This is a genomic window from Alistipes sp. CAG:29 (genome assembly GCF_000435435.1).
Taxonomy (GTDB): domain Bacteria; phylum Bacteroidota; class Bacteroidia; order Bacteroidales; family Rikenellaceae; genus Alistipes; species Alistipes onderdonkii.
Window position 1 is genome coordinate 46,567 of sequence record NZ_FR893507.1, and the last position, 16,596, is coordinate 63,162.

At 57.5% G+C, this 16,596-nt stretch carries 10 protein-coding genes and 1 pseudogene; 10 read left to right on the forward strand and 1 reads right to left on the reverse strand.

Annotated features, from left to right (window positions below; translation table 11 throughout):
• Positions 1 to 17 precede the first annotated feature (17 nt).
• The 8 genes from QVP03_RS13075 to QVP03_RS13110 all read left to right on the forward strand — a co-directional run bounded on the left by QVP03_RS13075 (position 18) and on the right by QVP03_RS13110 (position 11,014).
• Positions 18 to 605: a hypothetical protein gene (locus QVP03_RS13075; protein WP_256128621.1), complete on the forward strand. Its 588-nt coding sequence runs from the start codon at positions 18 to 20 to the stop codon at positions 603 to 605.
• 38 nt (positions 606 to 643) lie between these two features.
• Entirely contained in the window at positions 644 to 1,657 is a 1,014-nt protein-coding gene (locus QVP03_RS13080; protein ID WP_022333835.1) for a FimB/Mfa2 family fimbrial subunit, read from the forward strand.
• A 202-nt stretch (positions 1,658 to 1,859) separates the two neighbouring features.
• On the forward strand, positions 1,860 to 3,074 hold the full coding sequence (locus QVP03_RS13085) for a clostripain-related cysteine peptidase (RefSeq protein WP_022333836.1): 1,215 nt from the start codon (positions 1,860 to 1,862) through the stop codon (positions 3,072 to 3,074).
• A 204-nt stretch (positions 3,075 to 3,278) separates the two neighbouring features.
• Positions 3,279 to 5,117 carry a DUF1566 domain-containing protein gene (locus QVP03_RS13090; RefSeq protein ID WP_022333837.1) on the forward strand — a complete coding sequence of 613 codons (1,839 nt, stop codon included), beginning with the start codon at positions 3,279 to 3,281 and terminating at the stop codon, positions 5,115 to 5,117.
• Between the two features lie 279 nt (positions 5,118 to 5,396).
• Positions 5,397 to 7,139, forward strand: a complete 1,743-nt coding sequence (locus QVP03_RS13095; protein WP_022333838.1) for a fimbrillin family protein — start codon at positions 5,397 to 5,399, stop codon at positions 7,137 to 7,139.
• Between the two features lie 22 nt (positions 7,140 to 7,161).
• Complete coding sequence (locus tag QVP03_RS13100; RefSeq protein ID WP_022333839.1) at positions 7,162 to 8,892, forward strand: DUF4906 domain-containing protein; 1,731 nt, start codon at positions 7,162 to 7,164, stop codon at positions 8,890 to 8,892.
• A gap of 136 nt (positions 8,893 to 9,028) precedes the next feature.
• Positions 9,029 to 9,850 carry a DUF1566 domain-containing protein gene (locus QVP03_RS13105; RefSeq protein ID WP_022333840.1) on the forward strand — a complete coding sequence of 274 codons (822 nt, stop codon included), beginning with the start codon at positions 9,029 to 9,031 and terminating at the stop codon, positions 9,848 to 9,850.
• 171 nt (positions 9,851 to 10,021) lie between these two features.
• A complete protein-coding gene (locus QVP03_RS13110; protein WP_022333841.1) occupies positions 10,022 to 11,014 on the forward strand; it encodes a DUF5106 domain-containing protein in 993 nt (330 codons plus the stop codon).
• A 249-nt stretch (positions 11,015 to 11,263) separates the two neighbouring features.
• Here the strand turns inward: QVP03_RS13110 and clpB are convergent, their stop codons facing one another.
• A complete protein-coding gene (clpB, locus tag QVP03_RS13115; RefSeq protein ID WP_022333843.1) occupies positions 11,264 to 13,861 on the reverse strand; it encodes an ATP-dependent chaperone ClpB in 2,598 nt (865 codons plus the stop codon).
• Between the two features lie 223 nt (positions 13,862 to 14,084).
• Here clpB and QVP03_RS13120 point away from each other — a divergent pair, with 223 nt between their 5' ends.
• Together QVP03_RS13120 and dnaX are read left to right on the forward strand one after the other, a co-directional pair.
• On the forward strand, positions 14,085 to 15,071 hold the full coding sequence (locus QVP03_RS13120; RefSeq protein WP_022333844.1) for an ATP-grasp fold amidoligase family protein: 987 nt from the start codon (positions 14,085 to 14,087) through the stop codon (positions 15,069 to 15,071).
• Positions 15,072 to 15,217: 146 nt separating this feature from the next.
• A pseudogene (gene dnaX, locus QVP03_RS13125) lies at positions 15,218 to 16,596 on the forward strand (DNA polymerase III subunit gamma/tau); the annotation flags it as partial.

Here is a 16,596-nt window from a genome sequence, read left to right on the forward strand (position 1 = left end):
CTCCGGTTCTGCACAATGTGCGACAGGGGCATATCTCCACAGGCGCCCAGGAAGCCAACCACCGCCACTCCCTGTCCCTGCAATGGGGTGTGTATATCCCCACGGGCAAAGGTTTCCTGAATCGTGCGACCACCATATCCCCGGTTCTCGAATGGGAATGGCGCGCTTCGAACGCGGTTTCCATCGGAGCCGGGATTGGATATACCCGCGGAGCCGAGCGTAATTACACCCGGGATACGTATGAAGGCGACCTGGTGACAGGGCCGTCCGACCGCAGCCTGACACTCATGCCCCTTACGGCCCACTTCCGCTGGTTCCCCACGACGTCGCCGCAACACCGCCTACGGCCGTTCATCGGAGCCGGAATAGGCGTACAGTACGCCGTATTCCGAATCGAAGGCGAACTGATCAACAAATCGGAAGTCCAGTCATGGGGTGCCGTAGTAAGGCCAGAGGCGGGCGTCAGCTTCTGCCCGCAGCAAAACGGCCGTATCTGCATCGAAATCAAATGCGGCTGGCAGTATGCCACCAACAAGTTCCCCATAATGAGCATAGAATCGCTTCAGGGCGTGCAGATCAGCGCCGGCGTGCGCTACAAGTTTTAGACATTCTCCGCAGAAGGAAAGACAAAAACAAAAAGGCTATGAAGAGCAAACTGATTCGATATACATTACCATTGATGACATTCCTTGCGGCTGCTTGCTCCAAGACCCTGGATCAACCTCCCGTGGAGACAAAAGAAGCCCCCGTTACGATCCGCACCCAAGCCAACGGAGGGAATGACACCAATCAACTCAACGCCTCGGAAACCGCCGTAAAGTCGGTGCGCATCTATATTTTCGACGGCGGCAAACTGGATCGGATGCAATACTTCGACACACCGGACGGCGGCATACAACTGAAAATGCGCGCCAAGGTCGGTTCCGGCAAGACGTTCTGCGCCGTAGTCAACGAACTGCCAGAGGTGAAAGACGAACTGGACAACGTCGGGACGCCCGGCCAGCTAAACGCCGTAATGTACTCACTGGCTGGCTATATAGCCCCCGACCGTAATATCGGGATGGGGGACGCCTCGCAGACCGAAAGTTATTTCCTGCCTTTTTACGGGCAGACCGACAACGTGACGATCACCGAGGACGGAGCCGCCCTGTCGCTCGAAATCGAGCGCGCCGTAGCACGCATGGACGTATACCTGCGCGCAGAAGAAAAAGCCGTTCTCGACTGTCACGTCACTCCTGCATCGACCCTGAAAGTCGAACGCAGCTCTGCGAAAGGCTATTTCGCCCCGGCAACGCCCAACCAGACGCCGGGCGCCGACCGCACGTTCACGTCCGGTACGACAACACGATTGGACAAAGCGACAAGTACGGATAAAAGCGGCTACAAAATAATTTTCTCCTTTTACCTGCCGGCCCAGCAGTTTGCACAACCGGAAAACCGGCTTCGGTTGACTCTTGCCGACCTGACATGGGGAGAAGACACTAAATGGACTTACAAGCCGTTCCTCTTCGGAGATCATATCCCCGCGTTCGACAATACGATCCGGCCCAACAAGGTTTACAAACTGTACTGCACGCTTTCACAGGCGGCTTTCCCGGTCGATATCTCCGTCGTGGTCGAGGACTGGGATGTAAAGGTACAACACGGAGGACTGTAATCCGGGGGAGGCAAGCGTGACTCCCGTATTCGGAACGCCCGGGAGTCATCCCGGGATGGACACATTCCCGGAGCCTGCAGGAAATATGCACCGGCTGAAACTATGCAGATCCGGAAACTATGGCTGCGGATGCAGCCGAAATAACAGGTGCCGCCACGACAACAACCGCGTAAACAGGCGGGAACGAAATTCCAACGGAAAAATGAGAACGTCAAATCTGAACAGGCTCCTCCGGCACACCGCACCGCACCGATTTCTGTTGTTGTGCCTGCCGTTCACAGCCTCCTGTTCCGAAGGCTCCGTCCCGGAGCCCTGCGCCGAGCTGCCGACACGCACCGTACTGGTTTACCTCGCCGGCGACAACAACCTCGAGGAAATCGGCCGCACACCGGAACTGCTCAGGCAAGGCTGGAAAGATACGGGTAGCAAATGCCTTATTTACTACGACGCACCGCAAGCTGCGCCGAAACTTTTCGCACTGACCATCCGGCATTCCGATGCCTCCTCCGTCCTCGAGACCGTTGAAGAGTATCCGGAAGAGAACTCCTCTTCGGCCGGTGTTTTCGGCCGCGTACTCGCCGACGTCGTGCGAAAATATCCCTCGGACAGTTACGGGTTGATCTTTGCCTCGCACGGAAGCGGATGGCTTCCGTGCGGTGCGCTTTCCGACCCGACACGCACGATCGGCGACGACCGAACTCCCGGAACAACGGGTGGGGCAAGGGAAATGGAGATCACAGACTTTGCAGCGGCAATCCCCGACCACCAATTCGATTTCATTATTTTCGAGGCATGCCTGATGTCGGGAATCGAAGTAGCCTATGAACTGCGTAACAAGACGGACTATCTCCTGGCGTCGTCGGCAGAACTGCTGGTTCCGGGTTATGCCCCCGTCTACCCCACGGCTTTCCAATACCTTTTCGACACAAGCCTGGGGGTGCCGCAGGCCCTCGAAAAATTTGCCGGGAGCTATTTCAATTACATCGATACCCGGAACGGTGCTTACCGTTCGGCGACGCAAAGCATCGTATACACCCGGGAAATGGATGCCTTGGCAATTTTGGCCGGGAAAACGACGGGCAATACACACGGACGATGGGATGACGCCTTGCTTGGCAAGCTCCAGCATTTCGACCGTCCCGGCAGTTACGGCGACATCCCTGCCAGACCCCGTTACTTCGATTTCGGGCAATATATGGCATACCTCGCCCCGGAGCGGCAGGCCGACCTGGATGCCCTGCTGCGAAAAACAGTCGTCTGGAAAGCGGCGACACCGGAGTTCATGGCCGGGTACAACGGCTTCACGATCCTGACGCACAGCGGGCTGACGACCTATATCGAACAGGACGAATTTCCGGAGCTGAATGCCGCTTATAAAAAAACGGCCTGGTGGAAAGCAACGCATGTGCAGAAGTAATACATTACCGGAAGGCCGCAACGCAGGCAAAACAGACGAAAAAACAGGCCAAAGAGCCTACGCCTGCGGTTAAAATATTTTATCCGAATAACTTTTTGAGCGTTTTGGATAACTGAATAACAAAAAACACTCCCGACCTTTGCAGACAACGAAGATCATTCCGGTATCGAAACCCCAAAAGGCGCGACAGAAAGACAGTAATGAATGAACAGTAAACGAATCATAGCTACGGCGAAATTGCCCGTCCTGCATGCGATCGTGCTGGCATGCGTACTCCTTTTACCAAGCGGATGCCTGAAGGATCTGGGCGGGGAGCAGCAGAAAGCCCCCGTAAAAACAGAGGAGGTTATCCTAACGATCGCAAACACGGGGAACAGCGCGGAAGCTACGCGGGCAAGCGAGACCAACAACGAGGGGAAAGTTGAAAAAATCTTGGTTTTGCAACTTGAAGCGGGCGAACCGAATATAATACGCCGCATGTCCGAGGGAGAGCCCGTGGACGGATCACCGGGGAGTTACCGGGTAGAGTTACTCGAGACTGCCGGCAGTGAAAAATGGAAAATCATTGTGGTAGGACAACCAACCACTGACCATAAAATCAATCCTGATCCATTTAAGTATTTGGGAAAACCTTATAAGGATCTTACAAATGCCCTAACGGCTACGTACCCCCTCCCTATTACACACAGCATGCTAACCCACTGCGAAACCGTAGGAATGGCCTACCTTAACGGAAGCAGTGACCTGAAGGTATCCGAATGCCTGAACGGCCTGTCGATAAAGCTTTTGCGAGCGTTCGCAAAGGTGGATATTGGGGTTGGAAAATACAACGAGAAAAACAATACCTGGAGCAATTCGGGCCCCGGTAAAATCCCCTTCGAACTGGTATCGGTAGAGACGCGTAGTATCCGTAAGGATGCGCAAAGATTTTTCAACATCGACAAAGAGACTTTCGACCCGTCGATTCCCGCCGTCAAAAAGGCAAGCATAAAAGAGACTTTAGTGAACTATGGCACTTGCCAATACCCCAGTTCCGCCATTATTTCAGGGACTTACATCAAAAATACAATCTACTTCGTCGAAAATGAGCTGAGCGGCACCCGCTACGATGACGATCACCTCAAACGCCCGAGGCTCATCATCGGCGGCAAATACGACGGCGGCCCGACAACCTATTACCGAATCGACTTCTCCGGGCTGGACGGCGGGTCGAAGGACTCATTCACTTCGGATATCCTCCGCAACCACCTGTATCGCTTCACCATCAACAGCGTCTCGGGCCCGGGCCAGGAAACAGCCAACGAAGCGGATGCAACCATACCGGAAAAACTCGATTTCACAACGGCCATCGAGCCGTGGGAAACCGGCGTAGAGGACACCCCGAACCAGCAGATCGGATATTATATGAATTACGAAGGCCTGAACGGGGATATCACCTATACGAAACAAACGGGCCCCATCCCGGTCAAAACCCGGACATGGAAGGGACGCCAGCCGAGCAACATATTCGATTACAACACATTCTACGGCGAGGCGGATAATTTTTGGGCACACTTGTCCAGCGCAGACCCGGGAAATTGGAACGGCGACCTCTACGCAACGGCAAACGGCGAGGCCAACCCTTCCCAGTACAACTTCGCGGCCCTGAAAACCGAAGGAGCATACCCGACGCTGATGATCGCCGCCAACAATTTGGTCAACGTCAAGGGGGATAACACGTTTCCCTGGAAAGAAGGGCAGGCGCTGACCGCATTCGACATGTGCCGCGCCTACAACGGCGGAGGATTCAGCGACTGGCGGCTGCCCCGCCTTTCGGAACTCGCACTGATGTACGCAAACAGGGCGGCATTGGAGGATCTCAGCGGCTTCGAGCCTTTCGGAGAGAATGCGGTCTACTGGAGCGGTTCCGAATACGGAGAGGGACGGATCCTAAAATCCTCCGAGGCCTGGACCTTCACGTTCACTACGACAGACACGGCGGAGGTATTCAATAAAGACGTCAAGAGCGCCAGGCACTTCATCCGCTGCGTGCGCCAGCCATAAAGTCCCGAAACGGCCGCCAACCGGAGAGGGCCCGCGGGGCGGCGGGCAGAAGCAATGCAACCACGGCCCGCGGAGAGGGGCAGGAGCTATGTAACAATGGCCCGCAGGAACAGGTGCAGATGTAACCACAGCCCGCGGGGCGGCGGGCAAAACAGGAAGAAAATGAAAATTCTGAACAGATATTCCAAACCTAATTCCCGACGGCACGAGCCGGGGTGCGGTCGCATTCGCGGTGTGCCGCCCGGCTATATATTCTTGTTCGCAGCGTCCTGTCTGGCAATGAGTTCATGTACCTGGGAAGAGTTTCCCGATGAGCCGGCCGTATTGCAGAAACCCGTCGCGCTGAGTTTCGCCACTGCTGTGGAAACCGCCCCGGAAGCAGACACGCGGGTCATCAGGCCGGGTACCGATTTCGGAGGGAACGCGTATTTCCCGGTCGGGAAGTACGCTATCGGCATTCACCTCTACAACCTTAACGGGAGCGAGGTATTCGAAGGCTCGGACAACATGCAGGGACTGATGGAGATAACCGGAACCGGAACGGATAACGATGAGTGGAAGTACTGGAACAGCCAGGGGACTCCGGTTACACCCAAAGGTTTTCCCGGAACCCGGATCCGACGAATGGCCTACACACCTTACGACCCCAAAGCCACAATAGACAGCATTCCTTTCGATTTCACGAATAAGGTCAACGTCGAGCCGCAGTACGGCCAGGCCAACCTGCTGCTTTGCAGCACCGGAGAGACCGATATCCCGGCAGACCCGCTGGCAAACCCCATCCAGCTCAGATTCAAGAATGCCTACACGAAAGTAGTGCTCCGGATCACGAAGAAAGAGGATAAGAACGACAACCAAAATATAGGCAAGGTGACCGAAACGGCGATCGACAACCTGACCGCCGAGTGGATCAAAAACCGGGGCGGCATCGACCCGGCAACGGGCTATGTCAAACCTACGTCGGAGCCAGGCAAAATATGGAACGACTCGACCGCCATGCTGACGACGATCGAGCCGGTAGAATTCACATTCCTGGTTCCGGCGTTCATGGACAAGGATGTGAAGGACGACAATTTCGGATTCGTCCTGCAGATCGACGGCCAGCAGCGCCTATTCCCGCTCAAAAAGAGCCAGCTCAACACCGGCGCCGATGCCGGCCGCAACACCACATACGGATTCGAATCGAACAGGATCAACACCTACAACCTCGTATACAACAATTCGCTGCTGTTTCTGTCGTTGCAAAGCTGGAACTCCGTCGATGCGAGCGCCGGCTTCGGCCAAACCGCAGAGAACAACCCGACGTTCTCGTTCGACCTGAGTTTGGGGCCAACTCCTCCTCAGGGAACAGGATACTATTTTCTAACCCAATCTCAGCAAATAGCAGAACATTCCGAAACCTCCGAACTGAATTACCCCAAGGATCCCACGGAAGATCCGTATGTAATGTACGATGACCCGAGACCTCTTCCAAAGAATAAATTCATCTATCGCACAGACCATCTGAACAACACCTACCTGAGTTCCGTGCTGCTGGGCGGAAACGGCCCCGCAGTCCCGGAGAACAAGGGCGGAAGATTATATTCCGACTGCGAGCGACCCTACGTCAAACTGCAGGTAACCGCACTCGACGTAGGCGGCAAGGCGGTGGTATGGCAGGACGGCAGAGGCGGACTGATCGCCAAGGACGTATGCCGGAACTACCGTGGCAACGGCTTCACCGACTGGCGGCTGCCCCGCGTCACCGAGATGAAGCTCATCATGATGTGGGCCGTTTTCAACCGCAACCAGATGGGAAGATTTTTAGGAAAGACCGACGCCACCCTGGAAAAAGAGGATGCGAAACCCTACTGGACTGCCACGGAAGCCGATATGGGAACCCAAAACGAGGTCGACGAAAGTGAGACCGCCTGGTATGTACAAGGTTATTACTCCAAACTCGGCGGCGGTAAACGGAATTATAAGGTAGCGACCCGGAACAAACAGGAGGCGGCCTTTATCCGCTGCGTCCGCGAAATGTAAGCGACGAACCCCAGTATCCAGTATGAAGAAAAAACCGATATACCTGCTTTGCGCCGCCTGCCTGGCGTGGAGCTGCACGAACGATCCGACGGCCGACCCGGCCGGGCTGGCCGGCACCTCTTCCGGAGAACTGGTGCCCGTGAGTCTGGAGCTGCGAATGACCGATTTCGCGGCACCGCCGACCCGGGCCACGCAGAACATACGGGCCACGGCGCCGGGCGGCGGCACCGCGCTGGTCGACGCGGAGATTTCCGCCCCCCAACCCGCTTCCCGGACGCGGACGGGCGGCAGCGGGGAATTCACAATCCCCGACGACCAGAAAGTATTCAGGCTCGACATCCTGCAGTTCAACGGCACCGGCACCCAGGCGCAACTGGTCAAAAAAGCGGCTTATATCTCCGAGGACGGCGACTATACGCGTTACGAATTCTCAGGACTGGAGTTGGTGGACTCCGGCAAGGAAAAAAACAGGATCGTTATTCTGGGCAACGCCGATCCGGCCCTGGCGGGGAAACTGCAGGAAAAAACATCCGGTACCGAAGGCACCAAATACGAATCGTTGCTGCAGGAAAGAATCTCCCGCACCGGGGAAACCGACACATCGTTTCCGCTCGTGCCCCGGAATCAAACCGATCTCCCGGTCTTCTCGGGCATGGCCGTCACGATCGTCACCTCGGGGTCGCAGATCGGTGTCGAACTCATGCGCAATGTGGCCAAGGTGAATTTCAGCTTTTTCCTGACCGAGCCCATGCGGAAGGCCTACGACGAGTGGGACATCGTGCTGAACACCATCCCGCCCGCGTCATTTTACATCCCGCAGGCATACGAAGCGCCTTTCCCCGAACTGCAGATAACCGATCCCTATTACAGCAGGGTGCTGGGCGTGGGCGTCGCATCCCCGGGAAATGCGGACACTCCCCTGCTGGTGCCCGCCGCGGAGAACCTCTACCTGCCCGTCAACCTGCAGTACAGCGTTCCCGGGACGGTGGTCTCGACCCGTTACCTGAACGCCCCGGTCTTCGCCACAAGCCTGCAACTGCTGGGGAAAAAGACCGCAGGCAGTTCGATAACCCAGACCGTCGTCTACATGATTCCCCTGGGGGCCAACTTCACCGACGATTACAGCATCCGCCCCAACAACGCGATCAACTACCGGATCACGCTGGTCAGCGACAGCCCGGACGACTCCAGCGTGGTCAAATTCATTGCCGGGAAATTCGCCGGGAAATTCGAAAAATACCAGAACCCCGCAGACAATTCCGAATGCTGGGGCTACACGGATGAACTCGAGGTATGGCCGACGGATGTCGAATACGTCCCTTCCCCCGGCGATAGCCGCGACTACGGCACATGGGTGCCGTGGGCGGTGGTTCTCGTGGCTAACACCCCGACAGGCATGGCGGACGGTTTGGCGAACACACAAACGCTGTGCCAAGATTCAGGCACCTGGAGCCATCCTATCCCGGCCTACATGTGTTACAAGCAGCTCAACGGCCTGACGGAGCCGCTCCCAAGCCCAGCACCGAATATGTGGTTCCTGCCCGCCATCCATCAACTGGTCGGCATCTACGTCGCCGGAGGCTCCCAGGTCGCAGCGATGCAACCCTACTACTGGTCATCGACCTTTTTGGGAGGAGTGGCTTCGATGCAGCAATCTTACCGGATAGGCAAAAACGGGCTGGTGGAGGCGAAGACAAACTCAGCCAACATCAAAGCCGCCGTACGCGGATGCAGAATTCCCCCCCCCCGTTGAGTTAGCTCCCGAAACAAGACCCCCCCGTTGAGTTAGCGCCCGAAACAAGCCGCCAACAGACTAAGACACAATAATATACCAGCACAAGAAAACCGGGCTGAAAAGCCCCGAAAACCGCAATAAAACCCGATATACAATGAATGCCAGACACTACTATCGCTATTCGCTGATGCTGCTCGTGCTGTCGGCAGTGTTCTGTCCCGCAGCCGGGGTACGGGCGCAATACATCAAAAAAGAGACGCTCCCGATCAAGGGCGGCGGCGAGCAGGAATTCGCAGTCTTCTATGCCGACGGAATGCCCGAAACGGCGCAATGGCCTCTGGGAACCGTGATCGTAGACGACGTGGGAAGAACGACCCGCCACCAGGTCTCCCGCGGAAACGGGCGCAACCGCAATATCAACAGCAAAGTCTCGGCACGGTTCATCATATCGCCCTTCGACGTACCGATAAGCGGCGCTGAGATGTGGACAACAGGTTCCGTCCAGGGCGAGTGGAATTACGCAGTGGGCGAAGAGGGCAACGCATCCTTGACGTTAGACGAACAATTTAAAGACGTAACCGTTAAAACAGGATGCTTTTGGTTCGGCGGCCACAAAGGAAACAGTAGCGGTAAATATACCAACCGGAAATGGCGGTTACCCACCCAGCGCGAGCTGATGATCATGATGGTACTGCAGGATGGCATCAATGCCATATACGGCATAGACAGAGATTCACTCAGATACCCGCAGAACAACAGCTCCAAACCCATACCCGAACCGACAGACCCCACGGGCATGAACGGCAAGATTTACTGGAGCGCCACGGAGGAACCCAACGACGGCGCCCCGACCAAGAGCAATAGAGCCTGGGTAGTCGATTTCACCCGGGGAAAGCCCGCGGTATACCCGACAAAAAAAATTGACGACATCGACAATACCAAACATTACAAACTCAGATGCGTAAGCGATTATTAAAAACACGATGACGATGCCCGAAGAAATACCGCATACGATTTACTTTATCCTGCTGCTCGCAGGCCTATTCGCAACGGCAACAGCCGTAGTTTTAACCTGCCATTTCCGGAAAGTACGCCGGAGACGGCGGCTGGTCAGTCCGCGAAAAGATTACATTCACAGGCTGCGGGTATGATCAGGATTTTCACACGGGCGGCGCTCTGCATTTGCTGCGCCTGCGGCCTGTGGGGCTGTCCGCGGCAGCACGCCGCAAGCGCAGCGGCCGGTTCCGCCCCACAGCACCCGCAGGATTTCAAACTGCCCCACATCCCCGCGGCACTGACCACGCCCGAAGCCCGCGCGGATTACCTCGCGGCACACTACTGGGACAATTTCGACTTCAGGGACACCACGCTGATATCCCGACCCGAGATCACCGAACAGGCATTCGCCGATTTCATCGATCTGCTCACGGCGGCGCCGATTTCGGCAGCAGACAGCGCCCTGGTGCGGATGATGGAGGCAAGCACAGCCAACAGCGCCATGTTCGCCCATTTCACAGAGTTGTCGGAAAAATACCTCTACGACCCGAATTCCCCCCTGCGCAACGAGGAACTCTATATCCCCGTACTGCAATACCTCACGGATTCGCCGCACCTGGATTCACTCAGCAAACTCCGCCCCCGCTACCAGTTGGAACTGGCACTCAAGAACCGTCCCGGCGATATCGCGGCGGACTTCTATTACACATCCGAATCCGGTAAACGAAGCAGGATGAGGCAGATCGAAGCCGATTACACGATCCTGTTCTTCAATAACCCCGACTGCGGGGACTGTAACCGTGTAAAAGAATATATGGACATGTCCCCCGTGATCGGCGGCCGGCTGCGCGAACAGGCCGGGCCGGCCAAAACGGGAACCGGCGCCCCGGCAAGCGGAAAACTCGCCGTATTGGCGCTTTACACAGAAGGGGACATTCCCCATTGGCGAAACACGGAATATCCTCCCGGGATGATAAACGCCTACGACGCGGGGCAAAAAATAACAGAGCGGCAGCTGTATGACCTCAAAGCGATGCCGACGCTCTACCTGCTCGACAAGGACAAACGCGTGATCCTCAAAGACGCCCCGGTCGAGCAGATCGAGCAGTGGCTGACCGAAAAACGCAAAAGTCAAACAGAATGACCATGGCAGCGGACATGGCAGAACGGCTGAAACAGACTGCCAGCACATGCGCCGACCGTGCAATCAGGTGGGCGATCGCACTCATGGGGATCGTGTTCTTCACTTTGCTCTATCTACTGCTTTCACTCCCAATGGTGCTGTGCTGGAGCTGCGAGAGCCTGTTCGGACGCAACAGGAAACAATCGGGTGTAAATTAAAAAGAGGTGGGAAATTCCCACCTCTGCCTTATTATGGCACAATCCGGTTTTTTCAGTTCGCGAAGGTCAGCCCCTTGTCGTCGGCGTCGATGCGGATCGGCTGCTCACGGTTGACGTCGCCCGCAAGGATACGCTTCGAGAGGTCGTTGACCACATAGCGCTGGATGGTACGCTTCACGGGACGCGCACCATAGAGCGGGTCGTAACCCGCGGCGGCGATCCATTCGCGTGCCTTGTCGGTGTATTCGAGGCGGATGCCGTTTTCGGCAAGCATCCTGCGCACCACACCGAGCTGAATGTCCACGATGCGCCCGATATCCCGGCGCGTCAGCGGCTCGAACATCACGATTTCGTCGATACGGTTGAGGAACTCGGGCTTGAGCTGCTGCTTGAGCAGGTCGATCACATCCCGGCGGGTCTTCTCGACCACTTCGGGGGCAAGTTTCTCACCGTTGAACGCCTCCGCGAAATTCTCCTGGATGACCTGCGAACCCATATTCGAGGTCATGATGATGATCGTATTGCGGAAATCCACCGTACGGCCCTTGTTATCGGTCAGACGGCCGTCGTCGAGCACCTGCAACAGGATGTTGAAAACGTCGGGATGGGCCTTCTCGATCTCGTCGAGCAGCACGACCGAATAGGGCTTGCGGCGCACGGCCTCGGTGAGCTGGCCGCCCTCGTCGTAACCGACATATCCCGGAGGCGCCCCGACCAGACGCGACACGCTGTGACGCTCCTGGTATTCGCTCATGTCGATACGCGTCATCATCGAGTCGTCGTTGAAGAGGAACTCGGCCAATGCCTTGGCCAGCTCGGTCTTGCCGACGCCGGTGGTGCCGAGGAAGATGAACGAGCCGATCGGTTTGCGGGGGTCGTTCAGTCCGGCACGCGAGCGGCGCACGGCGTCGGAGATGGCGGCGATGGCCTGCTCCTGCCCGATGACGCGCTTGTGCAGCTCGTCCTCCATGTGCAGCAGTTTTTCGCGCTCGGAAGCCAGCATGCGCGTCACGGGGATGCCCGTCCAGCGCGACACCACCTCGGCGACGTCCTGCGCATCGACCTCCTCCTTGATCATCGAGCCGTTGGCCGACGCCAGTTTGTATTCCTCCTGGAACGCGGCGATCTCCTTTTCCGCCTCCTGGATCTTGCCGTAGCGGATTTCGGCCACCTTGCCGTAATCGCCCTGGCGCTCGGCCTGCTGCGCCTCGATCTTCAGGGCTTCTATCTTGTCTTTGTTCGACTGGATCTTTTTCAGGAGATCGCGCTGCCCCTGCCACTTGGCACGCATCTCGGCGTCACGGGCCTTGAGCTCCTCGATCTCCTTGGTGAGGTGCTCGACGCGCTCCTTGTCCTTCTCGCGGCGGATCGCTTCGCGTTCGATCTCCAGCTGGCGCACACGCCGGTCGAGGGTGTCGATCTCCTCGGGCACGGAGTTCATTTCCAGCCGCAGCCGCGAGGCCGCCTCGTCCACCAGGTCGATGGCCTTGTCGGGCAGGAACCGCGAGGTGATGTAACGCGTCGACAACTCGACGGCAGCCACGATCGCCTCGTCCCTGATCCGCACCTGATGGTGGTTTTCGTAACGATCCTTCAGGCCGCGGAGGATCGAAATGGCATCCTCGGGGCTCGGTTCGTCGACCATGACCTTCTGGAAACGGCGTTCGAGGGCCTTGTCCTGCTCGAAATACTTCTGGAACTCGTCGAGCGTCGTGGCGCCGATCGTCCGCAGCTCACCCCGCGCAAGGGCGGGCTTGAGGATGTTGGCGGCGTCCATCGCACCCGACGACTTGCCGGCGCCCACGAGGGTGTGGATTTCGTCGATGAACAGCAGGATGTCGCCGTCGCTGGCCACAACTTCCTGCACAACGGCTTTCAGGCGTTCCTCGAATTCGCCCTGATACTTGGCACCCGCGATCAGGGCACCCATGTCGAGCGAGTAGATCACCTTCGATTTGAGGTTCTCGGGCACGTCGCCGTCGACGATCCGGTGTGCGATACCCTCGGCGATGGCGGTCTTGCCGACACCCGCCTCTCCCACGAGGATCGGGTTGTTCTTGGTACGCCGCGAGAGGATTTGCAACACGCGGCGGATCTCCTCGTCACGGCCGATCACCGGATCGAGTTTGCCCGAACGGGCCTGTTCGTTGAGGTTGATGGCATACTTGCCCAGCGCATCGAACTGCTGCTCGGAGGTCTGGGAATCGACCGTAGCCCCCTTGCGGAAGGTGCGGATCGCCTCCAGGAGTTCCTTCTCGGTGGCACCGCTGCGCTTGAGGATGTCGGCGGCCTGCCCGCGCTCGGCGACGAGCCCCAGCAGCAGGTGCTCGACCGACGCGTATTTGTCGCCGAAGTTCCGGGTAAAGTCCACGGCGCGCTGGATCACCTTCGAGGAGTCCTGCGAAAAGAACTGGTCGCCGCCGCCCTCGACCCTCGGCAGGGACGCGACGGCCCGGTCGGCCTCGTCGCGCAGGCCGCGGACATTCACCCCGACACGCCCCAGGAGGAACGTGGCGAGCGAATCGTCCTCGCGGACAAGCACGCTCAGAATATGGAGCGGCTCGACAGCCTGCTGTCCGCGCTCCCGGGCAAGAGACAATGCACTTTGCAGAGCCTCCTGCGCTTTTACAGTTAACGTATTGATGTTCATATCTCTGATAATTTGTTTTTCAAACTTTCGTATACTACACCCGCAAAACGCCTGCCAACCCGGCTTCCCGGCCAATGTGTCATCCTTTGTCACACACGGGACTGACACGAGGCGCCAAAACGTCAGCTGTTTTGCAGAAGAGTTACACAATACGGCATAAAACAGCAGGACATCGCCCGAAATGTATTATCTTCGCAACACCTAACTCTCACTCTTCACGTTCATGACATACCGTAAACCCCCGTTCCTGCTGCGCAAATGGCAGCGGTTGCAGATGCGCTACTATGCGTACCGTAACCCGGAAAAACTGGTCAGGATACGCTACCGGCAACGATTCGGCACCGACCCCGACCTCGAAAACCCCCGAACCTTCAACGAAAAAGTCCTCTGGATGATGCTCCATGCCGACACCACCCGCTGGTCGCAACTGGCCGACAAGTACCGCGTCCGCGAGTATGTCGAGCAATGCGGGCTGGGATGGATGCTCAACGAATTATACGGTGTATGGGAATCCGCAGAGGAGATAGACTTCAGCGGGGGGGGGAATCTCCCCGACACGTTCGTGCTGAAAACCAACAACGGCTACGGACAAGTTATCATCGTGAACGACAGGCAAAAAGCCGATATCCGGTCGATCCGCCGTACACTCAACCACACCCTGCGAAAGAAATTCGGCCGCATGACGGCCGAACACCACTATTTTGGTATTAAACCCCGCATTATCGCCGAACGCCTCCTTCCCTCAGAACCAGCATTCGGCAATTCGCTCATCGACTATAAATTCTACTGTTTCGATGGCAACCCCTATTGTTGCATGGTCTGCTACAACCGTAAATCGCCATCCGACGTCAAAACAGGATTGTACGATGCCAGGACATGGAAAAACATAGGTCATTACGTCACCGGAAAATATTACGACCCACATCAGTGTGATATCCCGCGTCCGGCATCCCTCGACCGGATGCTCGATGCGGCCAAACGGCTCTCATCAGGATTCCCCCAAGTACGGGTCGACCTTTACGAAGTCGCCGGAAACCCCGTATTCGGGGAACTGACATTCACCTCATCTGCAGGTATGGATACGGGATTCAGCCAGGAGTTTCAGGAATTGATGGGATCGCAAATATCCCTGCCGCCGGCCAAGCGGACGCAACCGTCGCACCCGGGACTGCTCGGACTCCTCGGACTGCGGAAGGCCGCTGCCAAATAAAAACGGCAGGCAGCCCGGAGGGGCGGGTGCAACAGGCTGCCCGGCCCGCCAGGCACAGCCCTTTGCCCGGGTATGGGGAGAGGGCTGTCATTTTGTAGGCGGGTTTCATTTTTAATTTAATTCTTAATTCGTATCTTTGCGCTACTATGAGTGATTTTATCGTCAGCGCACGGAAATACCGCCCCGCGACCTTCGCCTCGGTCGTCGGACAGAAACATATCACCTCCACGCTTAAAAATGCGATCGAGCGCGGGCAGTTGGCTCACGCCTACCTGTTCTGCGGCCCCCGCGGCGTAGGCAAGACCACTTGTGCCCGCATCTTCGCAAAGGCCATCAACTGCCTGAACCCCAACGGATCGGAGGCCTGCAACGAATGCGAATCGTGCCGTTCGTTCAACGAAGGGCGCTCGTTGAACATCCACGAGCTGGACGCCGCGTCGAACAACTCGGTAGAAGATATCCGCACACTGATCGAACAGGTGCGCATCATCCCGCAGGTAGGGCGCTACTCGGTATTCATCATCGACGAGGTGCACATGCTCTCGGCGGCGGCGTTCAACGCCTTCCTCAAGACGCTCGAAGAGCCGCCCGCACACGCGATCTTCATTCTCGCGACGACCGAAAAACACAAGATCATCCCGACCATCCTCTCGCGGTGCCAAATCTACGATTTCAACCGCATCCGCGTCGAGGACGGCGTCGAATACCTCAAATACATCGCCTCGCAGGAGGGCATCGCAGCCGACGAAGAGTCGCTCAACCTCATTGCCCAGAAAGCCGACGGGGGTATGCGCGACGCCCTGTCGATGTTCGACAAGGCCGTGTCGTTCTGCGGCAAGGCGCTCGATTACCGCAACGTCGCCCAGACGCTCAACGTCCTGGACTACGACACCTACTTCGGCGTCACGGAGATGCTGCTCGCGGGCAACTATGTCGATACGCTGGTGACATTCGACAGCGTGCTGTCGCGGGGTTTCTCGGGGCAGACCTTCATGGCGGGGCTGAACCGCCACATGCGCGACCTGCTGATGGCCAAGCGCCCCGAAACGCTGCGGCTGATCGAAATGACCGGGACGCTGCTCGAACGATACCGGACGCAGGCGGGCGCCTGCGATGTCGAGTTCCTGTTCGGAGCCATCTCCTGCCTGACGGAGCTCGACGGGAAGATCCGGCAATCGTCCAACCAGCGGTTGTTCGTCGAGCTGGGCCTGATGAAGATCGCAGGGCTCGGCCAAAAAAAAAATGACTCTCTGACATCTTCCGGGGAATATCCCCTTCCTACCCTCACCCCCCGCACGGCGGGCCCCGCATCTGCGGCGGCTCCGGCAGCGGCCGGGCAGCCGGCAACCGCAACGGCACAAGCGGCAGAGGTTTCGGCGACCGGAAATCCGGCAACGAACGCCCCGGCGGCAAATGCCTCCGGCAACCCCGCAGCCCCGGCAGCCGCAACGGCACAACCGGCAGGGGTTAGCGCCACCGGTAATCCGGCAACGAACGCCCCGGCAGCAAGCGCCTCCGGCCACCC